A 20,190-nucleotide genomic window follows, 5' to 3' on the forward strand; every position below is an offset into this window, starting at 1 on the left:
GGGAAAAGAAAGACCACACGGACGAGGGCCACGCCAGGAGGAGCAGGAACAGGACCCGGGGCCGGGGTGCCGCCTTTGGCGCGGGCCGGGTCCTGCCCGCCCCCCAGGACGGCGCGCCGCCGGTCCAGGAAGGCGGCGGCCCCGTCGGTGACGGACGCGTGGAGCACGGCGATGCTGGTGGCGGCATCGCGCAGCACGGCCACCTGACCGGCCATGAACATCCCCTCGGCGTACTGCCGTTCCTCGTCGACCGCGGCCAGGGCACCGGTTGCGGTGCGCTCGACGCCCTTGCTCGCCAGCCGCAGCCGGCCGACGTTCAGGCGCTCCAGCCGCTCCCAGGCCTCGCGGTCGGGAACGCCCTTCGCGCGCAGGCCGGCCGCCAGGTTCCGGAAGCCCTCGCTGAACGGGCTCGGCACGCACCGCGTGGCGTGCCCGGGAGCCGTCCGCAGCAGCGCGGTGCCCTCGGCGGCCAGCACCTGCCGCTGGAACAGGGGCCGTACGGCGCCGTGGGCGACGGCCTCCCGGGTGAACAGGTAGGCGGTGCCCATCAGCACGCCGACCGCACACCCGCGGGCGGTGAGCGGCGCGGCCAGGGCCGCGACCATGGCGGCGGAGCGGGCGTCGTGCACACCGCCCGCGAAGAACACCTCGATGTCCGGCGCGGCGCCGGGATCCTCCGTCAGGTGGTCGAGCAGGACGCCGGTCTGCGCCTCCCACAGCGGGAAGCTGTTGCGCGGGCCGACGTGCCCCCCGCACTCGGCGCCTTCGAAGACGAACCGGCGCGCGCCCTCGCCGAGGTACTGGCGCAGCAGTCCGGGAGAGGGCACGTGCAGGAAGGTCCGGATGCCGTCGGCCTCCAGGGCCCGGGCCTGCGAGGGCCGGCCCCCGGCGATGACGGCGTGGCTGGGCCGGTGCGCGCGCACCGCTTCGAGCTGTGCGGCACGGGTCTCCTCCGGCGCGAAGCCGAGGATCCCCACCCCCCAGGGGCGGCCCTCGAGCGCTGCGGCGGCCTCGGCGAGCAGGGCGCCCGCCTGTTCACGGCCGGCGAGCGCCAGGGCGAGGAAGGGCAGGGCTCCGCCGTCGGACACCGCGCGGGCGAAGTCCGCCCCGTCGCTGACCCGGGTCATCGGGCCCTGGGCGACGGGCAACGGGGTGCCGAGGGCCCGGCTCATGGGCGACCCGGCGCGCAGGCTGCGGGTGGCGGTGTCGTCCTCGGCCGCGGCCCGGACCGCTTCGGTGACGGCGCGGACTGCGCCGGCGGCGTCCCGGTGGCGGTCGGCGAATCGAGCGGCGAGGAAGGCGTCCTGCCCGACCGGGAGCAGCCGGGTGTCCGGGTCGCGCCCGCCGAGCAGATCGGCGACCCGGTCCGGGTCGTCGGGCAGTTCCGCGGCCGGTGGGGTGCCGGGCCCGCGGCGGTGCAGGAAGCGGTGGCCGCCCAGCACCGTGGTCTCGGTGCCGTCCATCGACCGCAGGAGGGTCGCGACGGACGCGGGGAGCGCCGATTCCGCGAGGAGGGCCAGCTGGGTGTCGAGCACCACTCCCGCGGCGCCGCCGACGACGGCGGCTGCGGCCGTACCCGGCGCCATGCCCCCGCAGGCCCACACCGGCGGCCCGTCGGGGCCGGCGGCGTCGAGGAGCTGTTGCAGCAGCACGAAGGTACCCAGTTCGCCGATCCGGCCGCCGCATTCGCCGCCCCGGGCGATCAGGCCGTGCACGCCGTCGTCCAGGGCGGTCCGGGCCTGCGCCAGGCCGGTGGCCTCGGCCAGCACCCGCACGCCGGACGGCAGGTCGCCGGACCGCACGGTCGACCCGACACCGAGGAGCACGGTACGGGGCCCGCCGGGCCCGCCGAGCAGTCCGGCCACGTCCCGGGGGCGTAACCGGCACTGCGGCCCGATCCGCACCCCGTACCGGCCGGGGAGCCATCGCCGCAGGTCGCCGAGGGCTTCGCGGGCGGCCCGATCACCGGATCCGAGATCAAGGACGCCGAGTCCGCCGCCGCGGGCGACCGCGGCCGCGAGGCGTGCGTCGGGTTCGCCGAAGGGGGTCAGTCCGATGACTCGCTCTACCGACGTCATGATTCTCCGAATGTGCGATGGCGTTGCCCGGTGGGGGAATTTCGGCCATGGCAAAGGCCGCGGGAAGGCACAAGGTCGCGCGGGCCCGGAACGGGAATTCGGGCCTTCGGTGAACGAGGCGAAACTAGCGCCAAGTTACCGAAGGGTCAACGCTACGTCGCTGATCCGAACCCGACGGCTCCGAACCGGCACGGGAACCTCGATCCCCGGCCGGCAGAACGGGCACCCACCGGGATGCACCCCTCCGGACCTCGCGTTCCGCCGCTTCCACGGCCTCAGCACCGCCTGGGCACCGGCAGCAGCAAGGACCGCTTCCGCGGCAGCCACACGGGGGCGCAGCTGACGGAACGGCAACCCCGGCCGGAGTTCTTCGCGGGCCGGGCGGCCCGGCTTCACGTGCTGTTCAACGGCTGTTGCGGCGCCGCCGCCGTGCGCGCCGCCGGATTCCGTACGGGCGGGCACGGACGGCCCAGCCGGTCCACCTGGGCGCAATGCCGGTGTTGCGATGAGTACGGGCTTCGCCATCGGTCTACCCTGCAGACCCATCGTCCCGGAGGGAACGGCAGATGACCGATACGACGACCCTCGACCTCCGACCACAAGCCCGGATCGTGGCCCGACTCGCGGTGAGCGTCTCGGACGACCGGCTCGCCGACCCGACGCCCTGCCCCGAGTACGCGGTCAGCGACTTGCTGAGCCACCTCGCGGGCCTCGCCGTCGCCTTCCGCGACGCCGCCCGCAAGAACCTGGGGCCCACGACCGACACGGCACCCGACGCAGCCGCCGTGCCCGCCCTGCCCGCTCTCTGGCGCGAGGAACTCCCCCGGGTCCTCGCCGAACTGGCCGAAGCCTGGCGGGACCCGGCCGCCTGGACCGGCACGACCCAAGCGGGCGGCGTGCTCCTGCCCGGCGACATCGCGGGTGCCGTGGCGGTCGACGAACTGGTGATCCACGGCTGGGATCTCGCCCGGGCCACCGGCCAGGAGTACGCACCCGATCAGGCCGCGCTGCGCGCCTCGCATGCCTTCCTGCAGGCGGCGGCCGCCGAGGACGAAGGCCGCGGCGACATCTTCGGACCCGTCGTGCCCGTACCCGACGACGCCCCGCTGCTGGACCGGGCAGTCGGATTGAGCGGACGGGATCCGGGCTGGACGCCGCCGACGTCCCCGTAATGCCGCCGGGGCCGGACGGGTTCGACTGATGAACCGTCAACACCTGCCCCGGACGCCGCCCGCTTCGCTACCATCCCAGCTCCCAACGGTTGGAGGCCGCAATGAGCGAACGGTTGGTCCACACGGTCGAAGTGCCTCTCGAAGACGGTGACGGCGGGGAGACGATCCGTGTGCAGATCCGCGAGGTGGACGAGGCCCTCGTGCGGGTCGGCCGCGGCGGCCGGTCCATAGCACGGGCCGAGCGGTCGTTCGGGCAGATGCTGGACACCGTGCGGCCCGTGGCGGAGAGCTTCGTGGGACGGTTCCGGGGCCTGGCCAACGCCCCCGACGAGATCACCCTGGAGTTCGGGGTGTCGCTGTCCGCCGAGGCGGACGTGGTCATAGCCAGCACCGCGACCGCGGCCAACTTCTCCGTGAGCCTGACCTGGAACAGGCCTGACCCGCAGCCCGCCCCCGCCGACAATGCGCAGCAGTCCGGATCGCAGGGCTGACAGGCAGGTCTCACCGGGGTGACGGGGGTGCGGTGATGGACAGGAAGACGCAGACGCGAACGAGCACGAAGACGAGCACGAGCACGGGCACGGGCACGAACACGGGCACAGGGCCGCAGTCGCGCAGTGCCGACGAGGCTCTCGCCTCGGCCGTCGTACGGATCAGCGGGCAGGACGGCACCGTCTGCGGCGCCGGCGCCCTCGTCGCACCGGACCTGGTGCTGACCTGCGCCCATGTCGTGTCGGACGCCCTCGGGCGCCCCCGGCACGAGGTGGTGGCCCCCGGATCCCGGGTCACCGTCGACTTCCCGCTGGCCGGGCAGCCGGCCGCCGGTGCCGGCCGTAGCCGCCCGGCCGAGGTGGAGCAGTGGATCCCGATCCGGCCCGACCGTACGGGGGACGTCGCCCTGCTGCGGCTGCGCGGCGCCGTCCCGGGGACGCGCCCGCTGCCGATGGCCGACCCCGACCGGGTATGGGAGCACGGGGCACGGGCGGTCGGGTTCACCGGCGGCGAGCCGACCGTCCTGTGGTTCCGGGGCCGGTTCAGCGGGGCGACGGAGGAGGGGTGGTTACAGCTCTCCCGCGCTGACGGGCAGGACGCGTACGTCAGGAAGGGCTTCAGCGGAAGTCCCGTCTGGGACAACGAGCTGGGTGCGGTGGTCGGCCTCGTGGTCGCCGCACAGCCCGAGCAGGAGACGCAGCAGGTCTTCGTGCTGAGTACCGGAACGCTCGTACGCGAGGTGCCCGCGCTCGCCGGCGTCCTGCTGCCCGCCGCGCCCTTCCGGGGGCTGGCCGCGCTCCAGGAGGACGACGCGGACGTGTTCTTCGGGCGGGACGACGACGTCGGCGAGGCCGTCGCGGCGCTGCGCGGCCACCACCCCGCCGTCACCGTGTACGGCCCCTCGGGCTGCGGGAAGTCCTCCCTCGCCCTCGCCGGCGTGGTGCCGAGGATGCGTCGTGACGGCCACGAGGTGCTGGTCGCCGACTTCGGGGGCACCGCCTCCCCGCGGGCGGTCCTCGCGACGGAGCTGTTCGAGGCGGCGCGGTCGGGACGCCACGGTCCGGCGGCGCGGGCGGAGAGCGCCGACCAGGTGGAACAGTGGCTGGACGGCCTGGGCCTCACCGGCGCCCTGCACCGGGCGACGGGGCGGCAGGGGACGCCGCTGCTGGTCGTGCTCGACCAGGCCGAGGCACTGCTGAACCGCCCCGAGCCGGAGATCGCGCAGGCCGTGGCGCTGCTGTTCCCCGACCGGCAGCCCGCCGGCCTGCGGGTCCTGGTCACGCTGCGGGCCGACTTCATGGACGCTGCGCTGAGCCACCCGCGGCTGGGCCCCGCCCTGAAGCGGGGAGTGACGCTCCCGCTCACCCCCATGACGCGGGACCAGCTGCACGTCGTGATCACCGAACCGCTCGGGGCGGTTCCGGCCGTCGCGTACGACCCCGGGCTCGACCGGCGCATCCTCGACGACGCCGGCGGCGAGCCGGGCATCCTTCCGCTGCTGGGTTTCGTCCTGGCGCAGTTGTGGGAGCGCAGGGCCGCCGGACGGCTGCGGGCCGCGGCGTACGAGGAGCTCGGCGGCGTGTCCGGTGCGCTGCGCCGCCATGCCGAGGAGGCGTGGCGGGCCTGCGTCAGACCGGGGGAGGAGGCGCAGGCGCGGCTGCTGCTGACGGGACTGGTACGGGTGCTGCCCGGCGGCGAGGCCCCGCTGAGGCGGGTCCTGACCCGGGAGGAGGCCGGGGAGGAGCGTTGGCGGCTGGTGCAGGCGCTGGCCGATCGGCGCCTGCTGGTCCTGTACGGCGGCGACGGCCGCCCCGAGAGCGCGGAACTGTCCCACGAGGCGCTGATCACGGCCTGGCCGGCGCTCGCCGAGGAGGTCCGGGCCAGCGCGGACTTCCTGGCGGGCCGCGCGGAGGTGCAGCACGACCTGGAGCGGTGGCGGAAGGCGGACGGCCCGGCCGACCTGCTGCCCGGCCCCCTCCAGCTCGCGGTCGTCGAAGCACGGCTGCGCGGGCGGGAGGCGGACCTGACCGCGGAGCAGCGGGAGTTCCTGGCACAGGCCCGCCGCCGCAGGCGGGTGCGGCGGGCACGCGCGCGGACGGGCTGGGCCGCGGGGGCCCTGGCCCTCGCACTGGTCGCTGCGCTGGGCACGTTCCTCGTACAGGAATCCAACGAGAGTGGGCGGCGGGCGGCCGAGGGGCGGTCCCGGGCGCTCGCCGTCCAGGCGGACGAGCTGGTGAAGACCAACCCCGGCCAGGCCGCGCTGGCCGCGCTGGCGGCGTACGAGATCGCACCGACGCAGGAGGCCCGCAGTGCGCTGATGCGTCGGTACGACACGCTGCGGAGCAGCGCCTGGATGCTGACGGGGGCCGAGGGGGCGAACAAGGCGGCGTCGATGAGCGCGGACGGCTCGGTGACGCTCGTGACGTCCGGCACCGGCCGGGCCACCCTGTTCGTCCGCTCGGCCGCGGGCGGGGTACGGCAGGAGCCGCTCCGCCTCGCCGACAACGTCGTCTCCCCGGTGGTCAGCCGGGACGGGCGGCGCATCGCGTACGTCCACGACAGCGACGGGGCAGTGGTCTGGCACGACGTGACCCCCTCGGGGAAGGGCCTGGTCGGGCCGCCGCACCGGCTCGAGGGGGCGCTCGGCAACCGCTCCATGGGCCTGGCCCTGGGAAACATGAAGATCATGGATTTCTCGCCGGACGCCCGCCGCCTGGTCGGGGTGTCCGCAGCCGCCGCGGCCCGGCCCGTGCAGGTCTGGGACCTGGACACGGGACGGCCGCAGGCGCTGCCGGAGCGGGTCGCCGGGCTCAGCGAGGTGTGGTTCGGGCCGGACGGGAACACGCTGGTCGCCAGGCACAGCCCGTTGGCGGCGGACACGTCCGCGCTGGTGGCGGTCGACATCGCCGCCGGCACCGTGCGCGAACTGGCGGCCGGCCTCGATCACGCGGGCGAGGCGGTGTCCGGCGACGGCAGTGTGGCGGTGGTGTGCCGGAGGGACAGGCCCGATCCGGACCAGATCGGGACGGCCCGCTACGAGGCCGTCCGCGTGTCCGACGGGCAGGTGCTGCGCCGCTTCGACCACGGGAAGGACAGCTCGTGCGCCGCCGTGTCCGTGTCCGCGAAGGGCGAGCGCTTCGCGGTGCGCGACACGGCCGGTTCCTGGAACGTCGTTGACACTGCGGCATCGGCATCGGCATCGGCATCGGCATCGGCATCGGCATCGGCATCGGCGCCGACGTCGGCGCCGGCGGACGGAGTGGCGAAGTTCTTCGGCCCCGCGTCCTCCCTGAAGATCAACCGGCTTCCTCTCCTGGGCACGGCGGCCAAGCCCGTCGTCGTGACGAAGGAGGACAACGCCGTCACCGGATGGGCACTGACCAGGCACGACGGCGCCAGCACCTTCAGCCCGGCGGAACTGCTCGGCGACGGAAGCAGGATGGTGGTCCGCGTCGGCCGCAAGGCCGACAGCCTGCGCGTGATGGAGACGGAGGGCGAGGAGCGCACCCTCGCCGAAGTACAGACCCCTGCCGACGTGCCCCCGGACGCCACGCAGCCGATCCGTGTCAACGGCTCCGGAACCCTGGTGGCGGACGTGTCGAACCACAACCGGATCACGGTCCGCGCCGTGCCCTCGCTGAGCCGGGTCGCCGAGTTCACCACGGCGCAACCACCCGTCGGGCCGGGCGGCAAGCCCGCCCTGCTGCAGTTCCACTTCCTCGACGACGACCGGCTGGTCACGATCGCCGGCTCGCACCTGGAACAGTGGGACGCCCACGACGGACGCCGTCTCACACCGCCGATCGACCTGCGCGACCTGAAGCTCACCCCGCAGGACCACCCGACCTTCCACGCGGGCCGCCATCCCGAGCCGGGGCACATCGCAGTCACCGTCCACGGCGAACCCGACGTCCACGCCCTGGACTTGGCCACCGGCAAGGAGACGGAGAAGCTGCGCATCCGGCTCGGCGCCGACCTCGTCGTGGCCGTGTTCCTGCGGGACCCGCACTACGTGACCGTGATGAACGTCGGCGGCATGGTGGAACTGTGGGCGGTGCGCCCCGGGAAGCCGTCCAGGAGGGTGGTGGGCCCGCTCGGACCGCTGAACCCGAACCGGTGGGCGGCGGGCCTGACCCCGGGCGCCGGGTTCTTCGTGGCCAACAACAGCTCCGTGCAGTTCCTCCGGGCGGACGACCCCGGGTACCGGGAGACGTACCAGTTCGAGGAGGTACAGGGCTTCGTCGCGGCGACCCGCGACGGCAAGGCGCTGCTGAGGTCGCCCGTGGACGGCGGCCCGCTGACACTGTTCCGCCTCGATCCCGCCCTGTGGAAGCGCCACGTCTGCGCCGTCCTCGGCCGCGGGCTCACCGCCGACGAGCGCGGCGGCCTCCCCTCCGGACTGCCCACTGACCTCTGCCCCGAGCCCCGATAGCCGGCGGCTGCATGGGCGCCTCGGGACCTGCTCTTCGCTAGTGCATCGTGAAGTGGCGTACATGTGTTGGTTGTTCGAAGAGTGTGATCGTTCCGAGGTGCTGACGAGGAGATTTCCTTGAGAAATCTTGTCGAACACCGCTGACGGCTCGGGCGGCCTTGAATCGCCTCTGCGAATCGGTCAGGGTTTCGAACCAGCCCCCGAAGATCCTTCGGCTCCAACGGGGTTGCGCGACAACGCTTTGATGCCCCACACGTCAAACACGAGGAGACCCCTCACCATGTCAACCCACAGGCATGCCCGCGCACGTTCACGCGGCCTCCGCATTCTGGCAGTGGCCACGGGAGTCACCACCGCCGCCGGCCTCTGCATGCTGTTATCGCCCGTCGCCGGCGCGACCGCACCCGCCGAGGGCACGGTGTACGGGCTCGGCGCCCCCGGAGCGCTCGCCGGCAGCTACATCGTCATTCTCGACCGGAACGCGGACAAACAGGCCCTCGCCAAGAAGTACGGCGGCGAACTCAAGCGCAGCTACGCGTCCGCTGTCAACGGCTTCTCCGCGTCCGGGCTCTCGGAGACCGGAGCCAAGCGCCTCGCCGCCGACCCGGCGGTGGCCAAGGTCGTCCAGAACAAGAAGTTCTCCATCAACACCACCCAGGACAACCCGCCCTCCTGGGGCCTCGACCGGATCGATCAGACGGAGACTGCGGCGGACAAGAAGTACACCTACCCCGACGCGGGTGGGGAGGGCGTCACGGCGTACGTCATCGACACCGGCGTCCGGATCACCCACAAGGACTTCGGCGGCCGGGCCGAGCACGGCTTCGACGCCGTGGACAACGACCAGAGCGCCGACGACGGCAACGGGCACGGCACGCACGTCGCCGGGACCGTGGCCGGCCGGTCGCACGGGGTGGCGAAGGCTGCGAAGATCGTCGCCGTCCGTGTGCTCGACGACAACGGGTCGGGCAGCACCGAGCAGGTCGTGGCCGGGATCGACTGGGTGACGCAGCACCACAGCGGCCCCTCGGTGGCGAACATGAGCCTCGGCGGCGGTGCCGACGAGGCGCTCGACGAGGCCGTGCGCCGTTCGATAGCGGCGGGCGTCACCTTCGCGGTCGCTGCGGGCAACGAATCGAGCGACGCCGGACAGGGCTCGCCCTCCCGCGTCCGGGAGGCGATCACCGTCGCCTCGAGCACCGCCGCCGACGCCCAGTCGTCCTTCTCCAACTTCGGCTCCGTCGTGGACCTCTACGCACCGGGCTCGGACATCACCTCCACCTGGAACGACAGCGACACGGGCACGAAGACGATCTCCGGTACGTCCATGGCGGCCCCGCACGTCGCGGGGGCGGCCGCGCTCTACCTGGCCGGCCACAAGGACGCCACCCCCGCACAGGTCGCCGAGGCGCTCACGGCGGGCGCGACCCAGGGGAAGATCACCAACCCGAACAGCGGTACGCCGAACAAGCTGCTGAAGGTGTCCGACCGGTAGCCGGATCAGGCCCGGGGCGCGATCCGCCTGCGGCCCGATCCGCCCGCACAAGCACCGAGGCCGCCGCACCCGAGGGGGGATGCGGCGGCCTCGGCCCTGCCTTGTGCGCCGCCGTCACCGCCCACACCGGACTCGCGGCACCGCCCGTCGGCCGCGCGCCCTGCAGAACCAGGGGCTCTACGGGCGTTCGAAGAGCTGGAGGATGCCGCCGGCGGAGAAGCAGAGGGCGCCGGTGAGGGTGCCCCAATTGGCGATGCCGACGTTGACCGGGCTGCCGGTGGCCGGCCGGGTGAACGCGGCGAGCGCCGAAACCATGAAGAGGACGGACCCGAGCTGGTTCACCGCGACGATCCACCAGCCGAGGCTGCGCGGGAGGAGGCGGAGCCGTCCGTGGCAGACCTCGATCAGGGCGAGGTGCCCGGAAGCCAGGAACAGCAGGCAGCCCACCACGTCGGGTACCCAGATCAGCCGGTTGACCTGCTGGACGCTCAGCCCCTGCAGGAACGAGTCCAGCAGGTTCACGCCGAACACCAGCGTGCCCGTGAACAAGAGGAAGGCGCTCAGCCAGTCCAGCCGCATCGGCTCGTAGCTCCACCACCGCCAGGGGCGGGTGACCAGCACGTGGTCGCCGACCGCGTGGCGGGGCGCGTTGACCGCTTGCAGGAGCGAGGCGTAGCCGCCGGTGTTGAAGAAGAGGCCGCCCGTGAAGTAGATCGCGGCGCTTTCCATGGCGTCACCGGATCCGAACTGGACGATGCCGGCGCCGGCCGCGAAGAGGGACCCGCCGATGACGAACGCGGTCGCGGCGATGGTGTTGAGCCTGCGCAGGCGGCTGATCGCGACCTCGTCGGCACGGGAGTGCCGGTCGTGGTCGGCACCCGGTGCACGGACGGCGAGGGTTCCCCGCCGCCGGGCGAGCCGCGACTCCCAGACTGCTGTCCCGCCGCCGGGCAGTTGCCAGGTGACCCGGGTGGTGAAGGGGCCGCGGCCTTCGACGCGCTGTTCGGGTTGCGCCACGGGCCGAGCTTAAACCCCGGGCGGACTGCCTCGTGGGCGCAACGCCCTGCCTGCCGCAGGAGAACACCGCTCCGTTGCCTATATGCTTTAGGTAATCTCTTAAAGGAGATAGGCAAGGTCGGGGAAGAGGAATGCCATGGCAGGACGTGTCGGGCTCACAGCGGATCGGCTGGTGCGTGCCGGGGCGGAGCTGGCGGATGAGATCGGCTTCGAACGCGTAACGCTCTCGGAACTCGCCCGGAGGTTCGACGTCAAGGTCGCGAGCCTGTACTCGCACCTGCGCAACTCCCACGACCTGAAAACCCGGATCGCACTGTCCTGCCTTGAGGAACTCGCCGACCGGGCCGCCGACGCCCTCGCCGGACGGTCCGGCAAGGACGCCCTCGGGGCGTACGCGGACGTCTTCCGCGACTACGCCCGACAGCACCCCGGCCGCTACACCGCGACCCAGTTCCCGCTGGACACCGACACCGCTCTGGCGAGCGCCGGAGTACGCCACGCGCGGATGACGCGGGCCATCCTGCGGGGCTACGACCTCGCGGAACCGGAACAGACCCACGCCGTCCGCATGCTCGGCAGCGTCTTCCACGGCTACGTCAGCCTGGAGAAGGCCGGCGGCTTCAGCCACAGCTCCCCCGACAGCCAGGAGAGCTGGGACCGCATCATCGACGCCCTCGACTCCCTGCTGCGGGCCTGGCCCGCACCGTGAGCGCCCACCCGCAGCCCTCTCCCGCACCACGTCACAGGAGCCCGCACATGCCCACAGAACCCTCCGAGCCCCTCGCGTCACACTGGATCACCACCCCGCTCACCGATTCCCTGGTACGCGGCGCCATCGAGCTGGAGCGCACCCCGCGCGGACTGGTGCCGCACCGGCTGCCCGCCCGGGCCCGGGCCCAGTGCGCCGACGGACAGCTCGCCATGGCCGAGGCCCAGCCGTCCGGCGTACGGCTCGCCTTCCGCACCCGGGCCACCGCGATCCGGCTCGACACCGTGCCCACCAAGCGTGTCTACGTGGGCGCCCCTCCCCGGCCGGACGGCGTGTACGACCTGCTGGTCGACGGCCGGCTCACCGCGCAGGCCGGCGCCGACGGCGGCAACACCCTCGTCATCGACATGACGGACTGGAGCACCGAGCACCGCCCCGGCCCGCCGGCCGCCGTCCGCTTCACCGGCCTGCCGTCCGGAGCGAAGGACGTCGAGATATGGCTGCCGCACGACGAGACCACCGAACTCGTCGCGCTGCGCACCGACGCCCCCGTGGAGCCGCTGCCCCACCGCGGCCGCCCCGTCTGGCTGCACCACGGCAGTTCGATCAGCCACGGCTCCAATGCTGCGAGCCCCAGCACCACCTGGCCCGCCATCGCCGCATCGCTCGGCGGCGCGGAACTGCTCAACCTGGGGTTCGGCGGCAGCGCGCTGCTCGACCCGTTCACGGCCCGCACGATCCGCGACACCCCCGCCGACCTGATCAGCGTCAAGCTCGGGATCAACGTGGTCAACCTCGACCTGATGAGGCTGCGGGCCTTCGGCCCGGCGGTGCACGGCTTCCTCGACACGATCCGCGAAGGCCACCCGACGGCACCGCTGCTCGTCGTCTCGCCGATCCTGTGCCCCGTGCACGAGGACACCCCAGGCCCCGGCGCGGTCGATCCGGACTCCCTGGTCACCGGGCAGCTGAAGTTCCGGGCCACGGGGGACCCCCGTGAGGTTGCCGGCGGAAAACTGACCCTCACCGTCATCCGGGACGAGCTGGCCCGCATCGTCCGCGAGCGTTCCGCCGACGACCCGAACCTGTACCACCTCGACGGACGCGAGCTGTACGGACCGTCGGACGAGGCCGCCGTGCCGCTGCCCGACAACCTCCACCCGGACGCCGCGACCCACCGCCTCATGGGCGAACGCTTCGCGCAGCACGCCTTCACCGACGGCGGGCCGTTCGCGGAGTTCGCCGGTCCGCGACTCGGGAGCACCGACACGGATACCGCTTAGCAGGCATCGACAGGCGTCGGGCCTTCGGTTGCGGCCACAGCTCACCGGGAGGCGGTTGTCCCGCCGCGGGCGCGTTCCTTCGGGTGCGTCAGGAAGCGGTTTGGACGGCGGGGCGGCGGGCGTGGAAGAGTCCCCAGCGCAGCAGCCGGCGGCGTGTGATGTCCGTCCACAGGGGCAGGTTCGCCAGCAGGCCGTCCAGGTAGGCCTGGCTGATGACGCCTTGCAGCTCGGGGGTGCGGCGGTGCACCTCCTCGTCGAGGCGTGCGTAGTGGGTGGCCAGGTCCCCGGTGTGATCCTCGAAGCCGGCCGTCAGACCGAGTCCGGCCAGGCGCTCCAGGTAGAACGACGGCGTTGCCAGCGTCTGCACACCCAGACGGGACAGCGCCGGCTGCACGTCCTCCGCCGGGGTGGTCTCGGCTGCGGTGATGTCCGAGAAGAGCAGCGCTCCGCCGGGTTTCAGCACACGCACCGCCTCGTTCAGTGCGCCGTCCCGGTCCGTCACGTGGCACAGGACCTCCAGGGACCACACCACATCGAAGTGTTCCGCTTCGAAGGGCAGGTGGTTGAGGGAGCCGGTGACGACCTCGATCAGGCCGTCCAGCTTCCGTCGGGCATTGGCTGCCCGGTGCCGCCGGTTGTGTTCCTCGCTGAGGTCCAGGGCCACCACCCGGCAGCCGAACCGTTCGGCGAGCGCGCGGGCGGAGCCGCCGTAGCCCGAGCCGAGGTCGAGGACCGTGGCGTCCGGACCGAGCAGGTCTGCGATCCTGTCCGCTGCGTGCTGCACCGTGCGGTGCGAGGCGTCCGCGATCGCCTCCTGCGGGCGGGCGTACATGCCGACGTGGATGTCCTCACCGCCCCAGACGGCGTCGTAGAAGGCGTCGACGTCGCTGGTTTCGTAGTAGCGGAGGGTCCAGGCCTCATGCTCCGCTGCACTGCTGTCATCCTTGGCGTGATCAACCATGCTGGGTCATTTCCCCACATCGACGGGTTTGACTCATCCCGTCCGTGATCACCGGCTGCTGCCGGCGTCGGGGAGTTCCCGGCCCCGTTCGCAACACCCTTGCCACCGTTGTGCGAGGAGCGCCGGGGACGGTGCGGCGAACGCACCTTCCACGGCGCAGCCCCAACCAAACCGGATCCCGCCTGCTACCCGGCGCTGCTCTGGAACGAGGCTACTTGATCCTGTACAAGCAGCCCTTGGGGTTCCTTCCGCCGTCGTTGTCGGCGACCTGCTTGCCGTCGACCTTGATGACGCAGGGGGCCTGCTGCAGCATCCCGTCTGCGCCCTGGATCGAGCCGGGGACGACCGTCACCAGACGGCCCACCTTCTGTTCCGCGCCGATGAGCTTGATGGTCTCCGTCTTCGTCCACGGCAGGGCCTGCTCCTCGAAGCCGCTCGTGTCCGCGTTGTACATGATCTTCGTCTTGCCCTGGCCGGCGACTTCCAAAGTCACTTCGTGGGTGGCGCTGTCAGCGCCCGTCCTGGCCTCCGGTGCCTTGGCCGTGGGCGAAGGGCCCTGGGACGCCGCACCCTTGGCGCCGGCGCCGTCCGTCTTGCCGCCACCCTCTTTCCCGCTGTCGCTTCCGCAGCCGGTCAGCAGTGCCACCGCAGCGAGCAGTGCCAGCCCGGTAACCGTCTTGCGCATGTTCCCCGTTCTCCGTTTCTCGGCTTCTTTGTTCGCGCGTTCTCCTTGGAGAAGGAGAACGACGTCCAAGATCCAATCACGCCCTGTGCCGGTGACATGCAACCGGGGGGTATCGAAGGGGGGTCAAGCGGGCATCTCGGCTGGCGGGGAGGTGAGTTTGCGTACCGTCAGCAACGACGAGGAGGCATCTGCGGCGCGTCCGGCTGCAACCCAGGGGCGGGGGAGTGGCCGCCGCGGCACAGTACTTCGGCCCCGTGGCACCGAGTTGCGGGGCGCGGGCGGGCCGAGGCCTCGATCCCGCTTGCGGTCGGTCTTTCAGACGGGTGCGATCTCGGCGATCAAGCCCTCGACCCGGCTCCTGATCTCGTCCCGGATCGGCCGGACGGCGCCGACGCCTTGGCCGGCCGGGTCGTCGAGCTTCCAGTCGAGGTAGCGCTTGCCGGGGAAGACCGGGCAGGTGTCCCCGCAGCCCATGGTGATGACGACGTCCGAGGCCCGGACCGCCTCGGTGGTGAGGATCTTCGGGGACTCGGCGGAGATGTCGATGCCCACCTCGTCCATCGCCTGCACGACGGCGGGGTTGACGGTGTCGGCGGGGGCGGAGCCGGCGGAGCGGACCTCGACGCGGTCGCCGGCGAGGTGGGTGAGGAACGCGGCGGCCATCTGGGAGCGGCCGGCGTTGTGGACGCAGACGAACAGTACGGACGGGCGCGGGGCGGGAGCGCTCATGGGGGGATTCCTTCTTCGGGAGCGGGGTGGATCAGGCCGAAGCGAGTTGGGGCTCTTCGTGCGGGGCGACGGCCTCGTCTGCGGCGGGAGCAGGGCGGCCGTAGACCACTGCGATGGCACCGAGGCCGAGCACGGTTCCGAGCAGCTGGGCCGTGACGAAGGGGGCGAGGGAGGCGGGGGCGATGCCGGCGAAGGTGTCGGTGAAGGCGCGGCCGATGGTCACCGCCGGGTTCGCGAAGGACGTGGAGGAGGTGAACCAGTAGGCGGCCCCGATGTAGGAGGCCACCGCAGCCGGGGCGAGCGAGGTGCGTCCGATCCGGTTGAGGCCGAGGACCAGCAGGACCAACCCGGCTGTGGCGACGAGCTCGCCGAGCCAGAGGTGACCGGCGGACCGGTCGTGGGTGGAGAACTTCACCAGTGGCCTGGCGAACATCGCGTCGGCCAGGACCGCCCCGCCGATCGCGCCCGCGATCTGGGCGGGCAGGTACGCGGCGACGTCCCGCAGGGTGAGCCCGCCCTCGGTGCGGCGGCCGGTGAACCAGGCGGCGAGCGTCACCGCGGGGTTGAAGTGCGCACCGGAGACCGGGCCGAGCAGCAGGATCAGCACACCCAGGCCGAAGACGGTGGCGAGGGAGTTGGCGAGAAGCTGCACGCCGACGTCGCGCGACAGCTCGGTGGCCTGGATGCCGGAGCCGACCACCACCGCCACCAGCAGCCCGGTCCCGATGGCCTCGGCGGCGACCCGCCGGCCGAGGGAGGCGTTCACGCGCCTGCTCCGGCGGGCTGCGGGGCGGTCAGGAACGCGGCGAGCCGGTCCAGGACGCCGGGCAGCACCCAGTAGTAGACCCAGGTCCCGCGGCGCTCGCAGTCGATCAGCCCGGCCTGCCGCAGCAGCTTGAGGTGGTGGGAGATGGTCGGCTGCGACAGGTCGAAGGCCGGGGTCAGCTCGCACACGCAGACCTCGCCGCCCTCCCCGCGCGAGGCGATCAACGACATCAGCCGCAGCCGGACCGGGTCGCCCAGCGCCTTGAACACCTTCGCCAGCTCCGCCGCCTGGTCCTCGTCCAGCGGAGCGGTGGACAGGCCCGGACAGCAGGCAGGGTCCTGGCCGATCACCTCAAGCTCTTGTTTCGACATGCCTCTATGTTGACGTTTTTCGATTCAAGGCGCAAGCTTGAATCAATGAACATCGATACAAGCTGCTCCGGGCGCTGCCTTGCCCGTCATTTAGGAGTGAAGCCATGAGTGACCAGTCCACCGACCTGCGTGAAACCGTCCGCGAACGGTACGCAGCGGCCGCCATGAAGGCCACCGAGGGCGGCACAGCCTGCTGCGGGCCCGAGCCGGTCGAGGCCGACGAGAACTTCGGCTCCACCCTCTATGCCGCAGACGAACGCGACGTCCTGCCCGCCGAGGCGGTGGCCGCCTCCCTCGGCTGCGGGAACCCCACCGCCGTCGCCGAACTCCGTGACGGCGAGCGCGTCCTCGACCTCGGCTCCGGCGGCGGCATCGACGTCCTGCTCTCCGCCCGCCGCGTCGGCCCCACCGGCAGGGCCTACGGCCTCGACATGACCGACGAGATGCTCGCCCTCGCCCTCGCCAATGCGCAGAAGGCGGGCGCGGCCAACGTGGAGTTCCTCAAGGGCACCATCGAGGCCGTCCCGCTTCCCGCGAACACCATCGACGTCGTGATCTCCAACTGCGTGATCAACCTGTCCACCGACAAGCCTGCCGTCTTCGCCGAGACCTTCCGCGTCCTCAGGCCCGGCGGCCGCATCGGCGTCTCCGACGTCGTCGCCGACGAACCCCTCACCCCCGACCAGCGGGCCGAACGCGGCGACTACGTCGGCTGCATCGCCGGTGCCCTCTCCTTCGCCGAGTACCGGGCTGGCCTGGAAGCCGCCGGATTCACGAACATCGAGATCACTGCGACCCACCCGGTCGCCGACGGCATGCACGCCGCCATCGTCCGCGCGGTCAAGCCGACCGGTGCCACCCGGACCAGCGGCCCGGTCACGGCCGGCGCATGCTGCGGCGTACCCACGCCCGCCCCCACCGGTCAGAGCGGGAACGACGCGACGTGATCGTGCCCGCATACGGAGACGCTCTTGGCCGGCGCCCCGGTGGGCCTTGAGGGCACCCCAACTGTCCGGCCCCGTCGACCGGTTGGAAAAAGGCTCACCGATGTGTGATGCCACATGGTCAGCTGGACGGGACGGTGACGGCCCTGGCGTTCCATCCAGAGATACGTACGTGGGGGGCGCGGTCCGGATCGACCGTTCGATGGGTGGCCTCCAGAATTACCGATTCGCCCGGCCACAGGCTGATCTGATTGTCGGTCCAGCGGACGGGCAGCGTGGGAGTCTTCCCGTCCGCGGAGACCAGGTCGACGTCGGTGAGCAGAGCGGGGGTCTTCGTGGTGCCCGGGTGGCGGAGGGTCACGGTCGTCGTCGATGTGCCGGCCCCGGTCGCCTTCGTTGTGGCTGTCACGTGCAAGGTGACCTGCGGCATCGAGTTCAGTCCGGTCAGGTCGGCGTAGGAGGTGGTGGGGGTGTGGTACCAGTCGGTGGCGGCGTGGTCGAGGCCGTCGTCGCGGGTGGAGAGCCAGTAGACGTTGCGGCTCAGTTCCTTGCCGGTGGTGTCGGTGAGCAGCAGCCGGGCCAGGTACGTTCTCGACAGGCCGGGGACAGCGGCCGGGAGGGTCAGTGAGGTGGTGGTCACGCCGCGCGCCTCGACGTCGACACCGGTCACCGTGCGGTCGTACTTCTGGGTCCCGTCGGTGTTGAAGAGCGTAACCCGGGCCTTCAACCCTGAGGCGGCGGTCGTGCGGTTGTTGACGATGCTCACCGCGCGGTTGTCGTAGCCGTACTGGATGTGGAGGGGTTCGTTGGCCTTCTTCGCGCCGAAGTAGGCCCCGTTCTGGTCGAGATAGCGGTCGATGAGCTGCCAGTGGAGGGAGGTCCAGCCGCTGTTGAGCATCCAGTAGATGACGCCGGTCGCGGGGGCGGTGGCGTCCTTGGCGTTGCGGGAGTACGCCTCGAACTGTGCCCGGACGTTCTCGTACTGGGCTAGCTGGGCCTTGCGCACGTAGTCGCCGAGATCGGTCGGGGGTCCGTAGCGGCCGGCGAGCGCGGCGTTGTACAGCTTGAGCGTCGAGAACGCGGGTGAGGGGGAGCGGTGGTACTGGGGAGCGTCGGGTTGCTTCCAGAGGGTCTCCAGCTCGGCCGGGGTCAGCATCCGCCGCAGCGTGTCGAGGGTGGGGATGCTCGGGCCGGCGCTGGTCTCGGAGTTGAAGCCGGTGGCTCCTCCCTCGCGTTTGTCGTACCAGTAGCCGGGCGGCACCCAGTCGTACGGGCCGGTCATCCGCATCCCGGAGCGGCCGGTGACGGGTGTCGACTTCCCGGAGGCGGAAGGGATCACGGGCACGTCCCAGTCGGCGGCCCGCAGCGCCTGGAGGTACTCCGACTCGATCTCGGCGTTGGGCGCCGCGTCGCTGCCGATCAGGAACGAGATCACGCTGGGGTGGTGGCGCAGCCGGGCCGCCTCGGCGGCCATCGACGCCTGGGCGACCGCGTGGTCGGCCGCGTCCCACTTCTCCCCGGACTCCGAGCGGTTGACCTCCCCCTCCCACTTGTCGCAGCACTCCCAGCCGGCGAGCGTGAGGATTCCGTACCGGTCCGCGAGATCGAAGAACTCGTCGGGCTCGAGGTGCCCCTCCAGACGCAGTGTGTTCAGGCCCAGGTCACGCACGTAACGCATGCGGTCCTCGGCGTAGGCGGGGTCCCAGCGCATGAACTCGTCGGGGGACCAGCCCGCCCCCTTGATCAGCAGCGGGCGGCCGTTGATCCGGTACTGGCGCGCGCCGTCGGCATTGATCGGCGCCTGCACGTCGCGGATCCCGAAGGAGGTGTGTGCAGAGTCGGAGGCGACCCCGTCGACCGCCACGGTCAGGTCGAGGTCGTACAGGGGCTGCCCGCCCATCCCAGCGGGCCACCACACGCGTGGCGAAGGCACGTGGAGTCCGGGGTGGTCGGCGGGGGAGTAGACCACGGTCCGGCTCTCCCCGGGCGCCAGCGTCACCTGTCGGCTGAGGGCTGCGGGCCCGGCCGTGCCGGAGAGGACTGCCGTGACGGTGTTGGGCGAGTCGTTGCGCAGGCGGGCCTTGACAGTCAGGTCGGCGGAGGCCAGCGACGGCACGGCCAGGTCGGTGACGACGTGCGCGTCACGCAGGACCACCGGGCCGCTGCGGCGGACGACGACGTCGCGGACGATGCCCATGTTCCGGTCCGGTGGCGGCTGCAGCCAGTCGAGCCAGCCGATGGTGAGGTGCTTGCGCGGGTCGTTGGGCTGGATCCGGAAGGCGACCGTGTTGGTGCCCGGCCTGACCAGAGCAGTGATGTCCAGCTCGTGTCGGGTGTAGGTCCCGGCGACCGTGCTCGCCGTCGAGACCTGACGGCCGTTGACGAAGACGTCGGCGGCAGAGGTCACCCCGCTGAAGTCGAGATGGGTACGAGCTCCCGGGCCGTCGACCGAGAAGTCGGACCGGTACCACCACGGAACCGTGAAGTCGGCGGCGGGGATCTGCTTCTGGTTGGTGGAGTGGAACGGGTCGGGGTGGACGCCGGCCGCCAGCAGGGCGGCGAGGACGGTGGAGCGGGGGCCGGCCTGGTACCAGCCCGTCGTCGGATAGCCGGGGCTGGACACCTCGGCCGCCGGGTCCGTCACCAGGGCGGTCGACTGGATCATGAACCCGGGCAGAGCCGTCGCGGAGTCATGGCCGACGGTGGCCGCGGCGGCGGCCGACGGACCGATCGCCACCCGGCCGGTGGAGCCGACCGGGGCGAGGGCGGGGGCCAGGAAGGCGAGCAGGCCGAGGAGGGCCGAGACGACGCACCGGCCGGATACCCGAGCCCGGCGGTGTGACGGGCCACGGGCCGGGACGGACGGGAACGGGGAACCGGGGCGGCACGGCGACACCCGGTCCTGCTGTCGAGGCATGCCACTCAGCATGGTGCCGAAGCCCTGGCAGACGACGCTCCACATGCCGCACGTCGCCCGATCGCAGCAACCGGGGAACGTGGGGAGGAGTACTGCCGGGGTCCTCCCAGGCGTTGCGCGCAGCCTTCGATGCCCTGCA

15 protein-coding genes are annotated in these 20,190 nt (G+C 72.1%); 7 read left to right on the forward strand and 8 right to left on the reverse strand.

Going from position 1 to position 20,190, the window contains the following annotated elements:
• A partial coding sequence (locus AC068A_RS18085; protein WP_478585987.1) for a nitronate monooxygenase occupies nucleotides 1–2,078 on the reverse strand: 2,078 nt, incomplete at its 3' end.
• 566 nt (nucleotides 2,079–2,644) lie between these two features.
• Here AC068A_RS18085 and AC068A_RS18090 point away from each other — a divergent pair.
• From AC068A_RS18090 to AC068A_RS18105, 4 genes are all read left to right on the forward strand, one after another.
• Nucleotides 2,645–3,250 (forward strand): TIGR03086 family metal-binding protein, encoded by a 606-nt coding sequence (locus AC068A_RS18090; protein ID WP_478585988.1) that lies wholly within the window; start codon nucleotides 2,645–2,647, stop codon nucleotides 3,248–3,250.
• 101 nt (nucleotides 3,251–3,351) lie between these two features.
• The gene (locus AC068A_RS18095) at nucleotides 3,352–3,741 is read left to right on the forward strand and encodes a CU044_2847 family protein (RefSeq protein WP_478585990.1); all 390 of its coding nucleotides are present in this window, start codon (nucleotides 3,352–3,354) and stop codon (nucleotides 3,739–3,741) included.
• Nucleotides 3,742–3,776: 35 nt separating this feature from the next.
• Complete coding sequence (locus AC068A_RS18100; protein ID WP_478585992.1) at nucleotides 3,777–8,174, forward strand: nSTAND1 domain-containing NTPase; 4,398 nt, start codon at nucleotides 3,777–3,779, stop codon at nucleotides 8,172–8,174.
• A 280-nt stretch (nucleotides 8,175–8,454) separates the two neighbouring features.
• Nucleotides 8,455–9,669, forward strand: a complete 1,215-nt coding sequence (locus tag AC068A_RS18105) for a S8 family peptidase (RefSeq protein WP_478585993.1) — start codon at nucleotides 8,455–8,457, stop codon at nucleotides 9,667–9,669.
• A gap of 177 nt (nucleotides 9,670–9,846) precedes the next feature.
• Here the strand turns inward: AC068A_RS18105 and AC068A_RS18110 are convergent, their stop codons facing one another.
• Nucleotides 9,847–10,686 (reverse strand): hypothetical protein, encoded by an 840-nt coding sequence (locus AC068A_RS18110; RefSeq protein ID WP_478585995.1) that lies wholly within the window; start codon nucleotides 10,684–10,686, stop codon nucleotides 9,847–9,849.
• 136 nt (nucleotides 10,687–10,822) lie between these two features.
• On the opposite strand from AC068A_RS18110, the gene AC068A_RS18115 reads away from it, so the two are divergent.
• Together AC068A_RS18115 and AC068A_RS18120 are read left to right on the forward strand one after the other, a co-directional pair.
• Complete coding sequence (locus AC068A_RS18115) at nucleotides 10,823–11,395, forward strand: TetR/AcrR family transcriptional regulator (protein ID WP_478585997.1); 573 nt, start codon at nucleotides 10,823–10,825, stop codon at nucleotides 11,393–11,395.
• Between the two features lie 47 nt (nucleotides 11,396–11,442).
• Nucleotides 11,443–12,678 (forward strand): GDSL-type esterase/lipase family protein, encoded by a 1,236-nt coding sequence (locus AC068A_RS18120; protein ID WP_478585999.1) that lies wholly within the window; start codon nucleotides 11,443–11,445, stop codon nucleotides 12,676–12,678.
• An 88-nt stretch (nucleotides 12,679–12,766) separates the two neighbouring features.
• Here AC068A_RS18120 and AC068A_RS18125 read toward each other — a convergent pair whose 3' ends face one another.
• From AC068A_RS18125 to AC068A_RS18145, 5 genes are all read right to left on the reverse strand, one after another.
• On the reverse strand, nucleotides 12,767–13,639 hold the full coding sequence (locus AC068A_RS18125; protein WP_478586001.1) for an SAM-dependent methyltransferase: 873 nt from the start codon (nucleotides 13,637–13,639) through the stop codon (nucleotides 12,767–12,769).
• Nucleotides 13,640–13,850: 211 nt separating this feature from the next.
• Nucleotides 13,851–14,324, reverse strand: coding sequence for a hypothetical protein (locus tag AC068A_RS18130; RefSeq protein WP_478586003.1), 474 nt, complete (start codon nucleotides 14,322–14,324; stop codon nucleotides 13,851–13,853).
• A 315-nt stretch (nucleotides 14,325–14,639) separates the two neighbouring features.
• Nucleotides 14,640–15,053 carry an arsenate reductase ArsC gene (locus AC068A_RS18135; RefSeq protein WP_478586004.1) on the reverse strand — a complete coding sequence of 138 codons (414 nt, stop codon included), beginning with the start codon at nucleotides 15,051–15,053 and terminating at the stop codon, nucleotides 14,640–14,642.
• 31 nt (nucleotides 15,054–15,084) lie between these two features.
• Nucleotides 15,085–15,819: an aquaporin gene (locus AC068A_RS18140; protein WP_478586006.1), complete on the reverse strand. Its 735-nt coding sequence runs from the start codon at nucleotides 15,817–15,819 to the stop codon at nucleotides 15,085–15,087.
• On the reverse strand, nucleotides 15,816–16,190 hold the full coding sequence (locus AC068A_RS18145; protein ID WP_478586007.1) for an ArsR/SmtB family transcription factor: 375 nt from the start codon (nucleotides 16,188–16,190) through the stop codon (nucleotides 15,816–15,818). The genes AC068A_RS18140 and AC068A_RS18145 overlap by 4 nt, the downstream gene beginning before the upstream one ends.
• A gap of 104 nt (nucleotides 16,191–16,294) precedes the next feature.
• On the opposite strand from AC068A_RS18145, the gene arsM reads away from it, so the two are divergent.
• Entirely contained in the window at nucleotides 16,295–17,137 is an 843-nt protein-coding gene (gene arsM, locus AC068A_RS18150; RefSeq protein ID WP_478586008.1) for an arsenite methyltransferase, read from the forward strand.
• 118 nt (nucleotides 17,138–17,255) lie between these two features.
• Here the strand turns inward: arsM and AC068A_RS18155 are convergent, their stop codons facing one another.
• Complete coding sequence (locus tag AC068A_RS18155) at nucleotides 17,256–20,051, reverse strand: glycoside hydrolase family 2 protein (RefSeq protein ID WP_478586010.1); 2,796 nt, start codon at nucleotides 20,049–20,051, stop codon at nucleotides 17,256–17,258.
• Between the last annotated feature and the right edge of the window lie 139 nt (nucleotides 20,052–20,190).

The sequence above is a fragment of the Streptomyces sp. NPDC043854 genome, assembly GCF_056436005.1.

What these genes read in the sequence shown, in the direction of transcription:
- AC068A_RS18155 (WP_478586010.1), bottom strand. Translation starts at nt 20,051, where the DNA reads ATGCCTCGACAGCAGGACCGGGTGTCGCCGTGCCGCCCCGGTTCCCCG.
- arsM (WP_478586008.1), top strand. Translation starts at nt 16,295, where the DNA reads ATGAGTGACCAGTCCACCGACCTGCGTGAAACCGTCCGCGAACGGTAC.
- AC068A_RS18145 (WP_478586007.1), bottom strand. Translation starts at nt 16,190, where the DNA reads ATGTCGAAACAAGAGCTTGAGGTGATCGGCCAGGACCCTGCCTGCTGT.
- AC068A_RS18135 (WP_478586004.1), bottom strand. Translation starts at nt 15,053, where the DNA reads ATGAGCGCTCCCGCCCCGCGCCCGTCCGTACTGTTCGTCTGCGTCCAC.
- AC068A_RS18120 (WP_478585999.1), top strand. Translation starts at nt 11,443, where the DNA reads ATGCCCACAGAACCCTCCGAGCCCCTCGCGTCACACTGGATCACCACC.
- AC068A_RS18105 (WP_478585993.1), top strand. Translation starts at nt 8,455, where the DNA reads ATGTCAACCCACAGGCATGCCCGCGCACGTTCACGCGGCCTCCGCATT.
- AC068A_RS18130 (WP_478586003.1), bottom strand. Translation starts at nt 14,324, where the DNA reads ATGCGCAAGACGGTTACCGGGCTGGCACTGCTCGCTGCGGTGGCACTG.
- AC068A_RS18095 (WP_478585990.1), top strand. Translation starts at nt 3,352, where the DNA reads ATGAGCGAACGGTTGGTCCACACGGTCGAAGTGCCTCTCGAAGACGGT.
- AC068A_RS18115 (WP_478585997.1), top strand. Translation starts at nt 10,823, where the DNA reads ATGGCAGGACGTGTCGGGCTCACAGCGGATCGGCTGGTGCGTGCCGGG.
- AC068A_RS18125 (WP_478586001.1), bottom strand. Translation starts at nt 13,639, where the DNA reads ATGGTTGATCACGCCAAGGATGACAGCAGTGCAGCGGAGCATGAGGCC.
- AC068A_RS18090 (WP_478585988.1), top strand. Translation starts at nt 2,645, where the DNA reads ATGACCGATACGACGACCCTCGACCTCCGACCACAAGCCCGGATCGTG.
- AC068A_RS18100 (WP_478585992.1), top strand. Translation starts at nt 3,777, where the DNA reads ATGGACAGGAAGACGCAGACGCGAACGAGCACGAAGACGAGCACGAGC.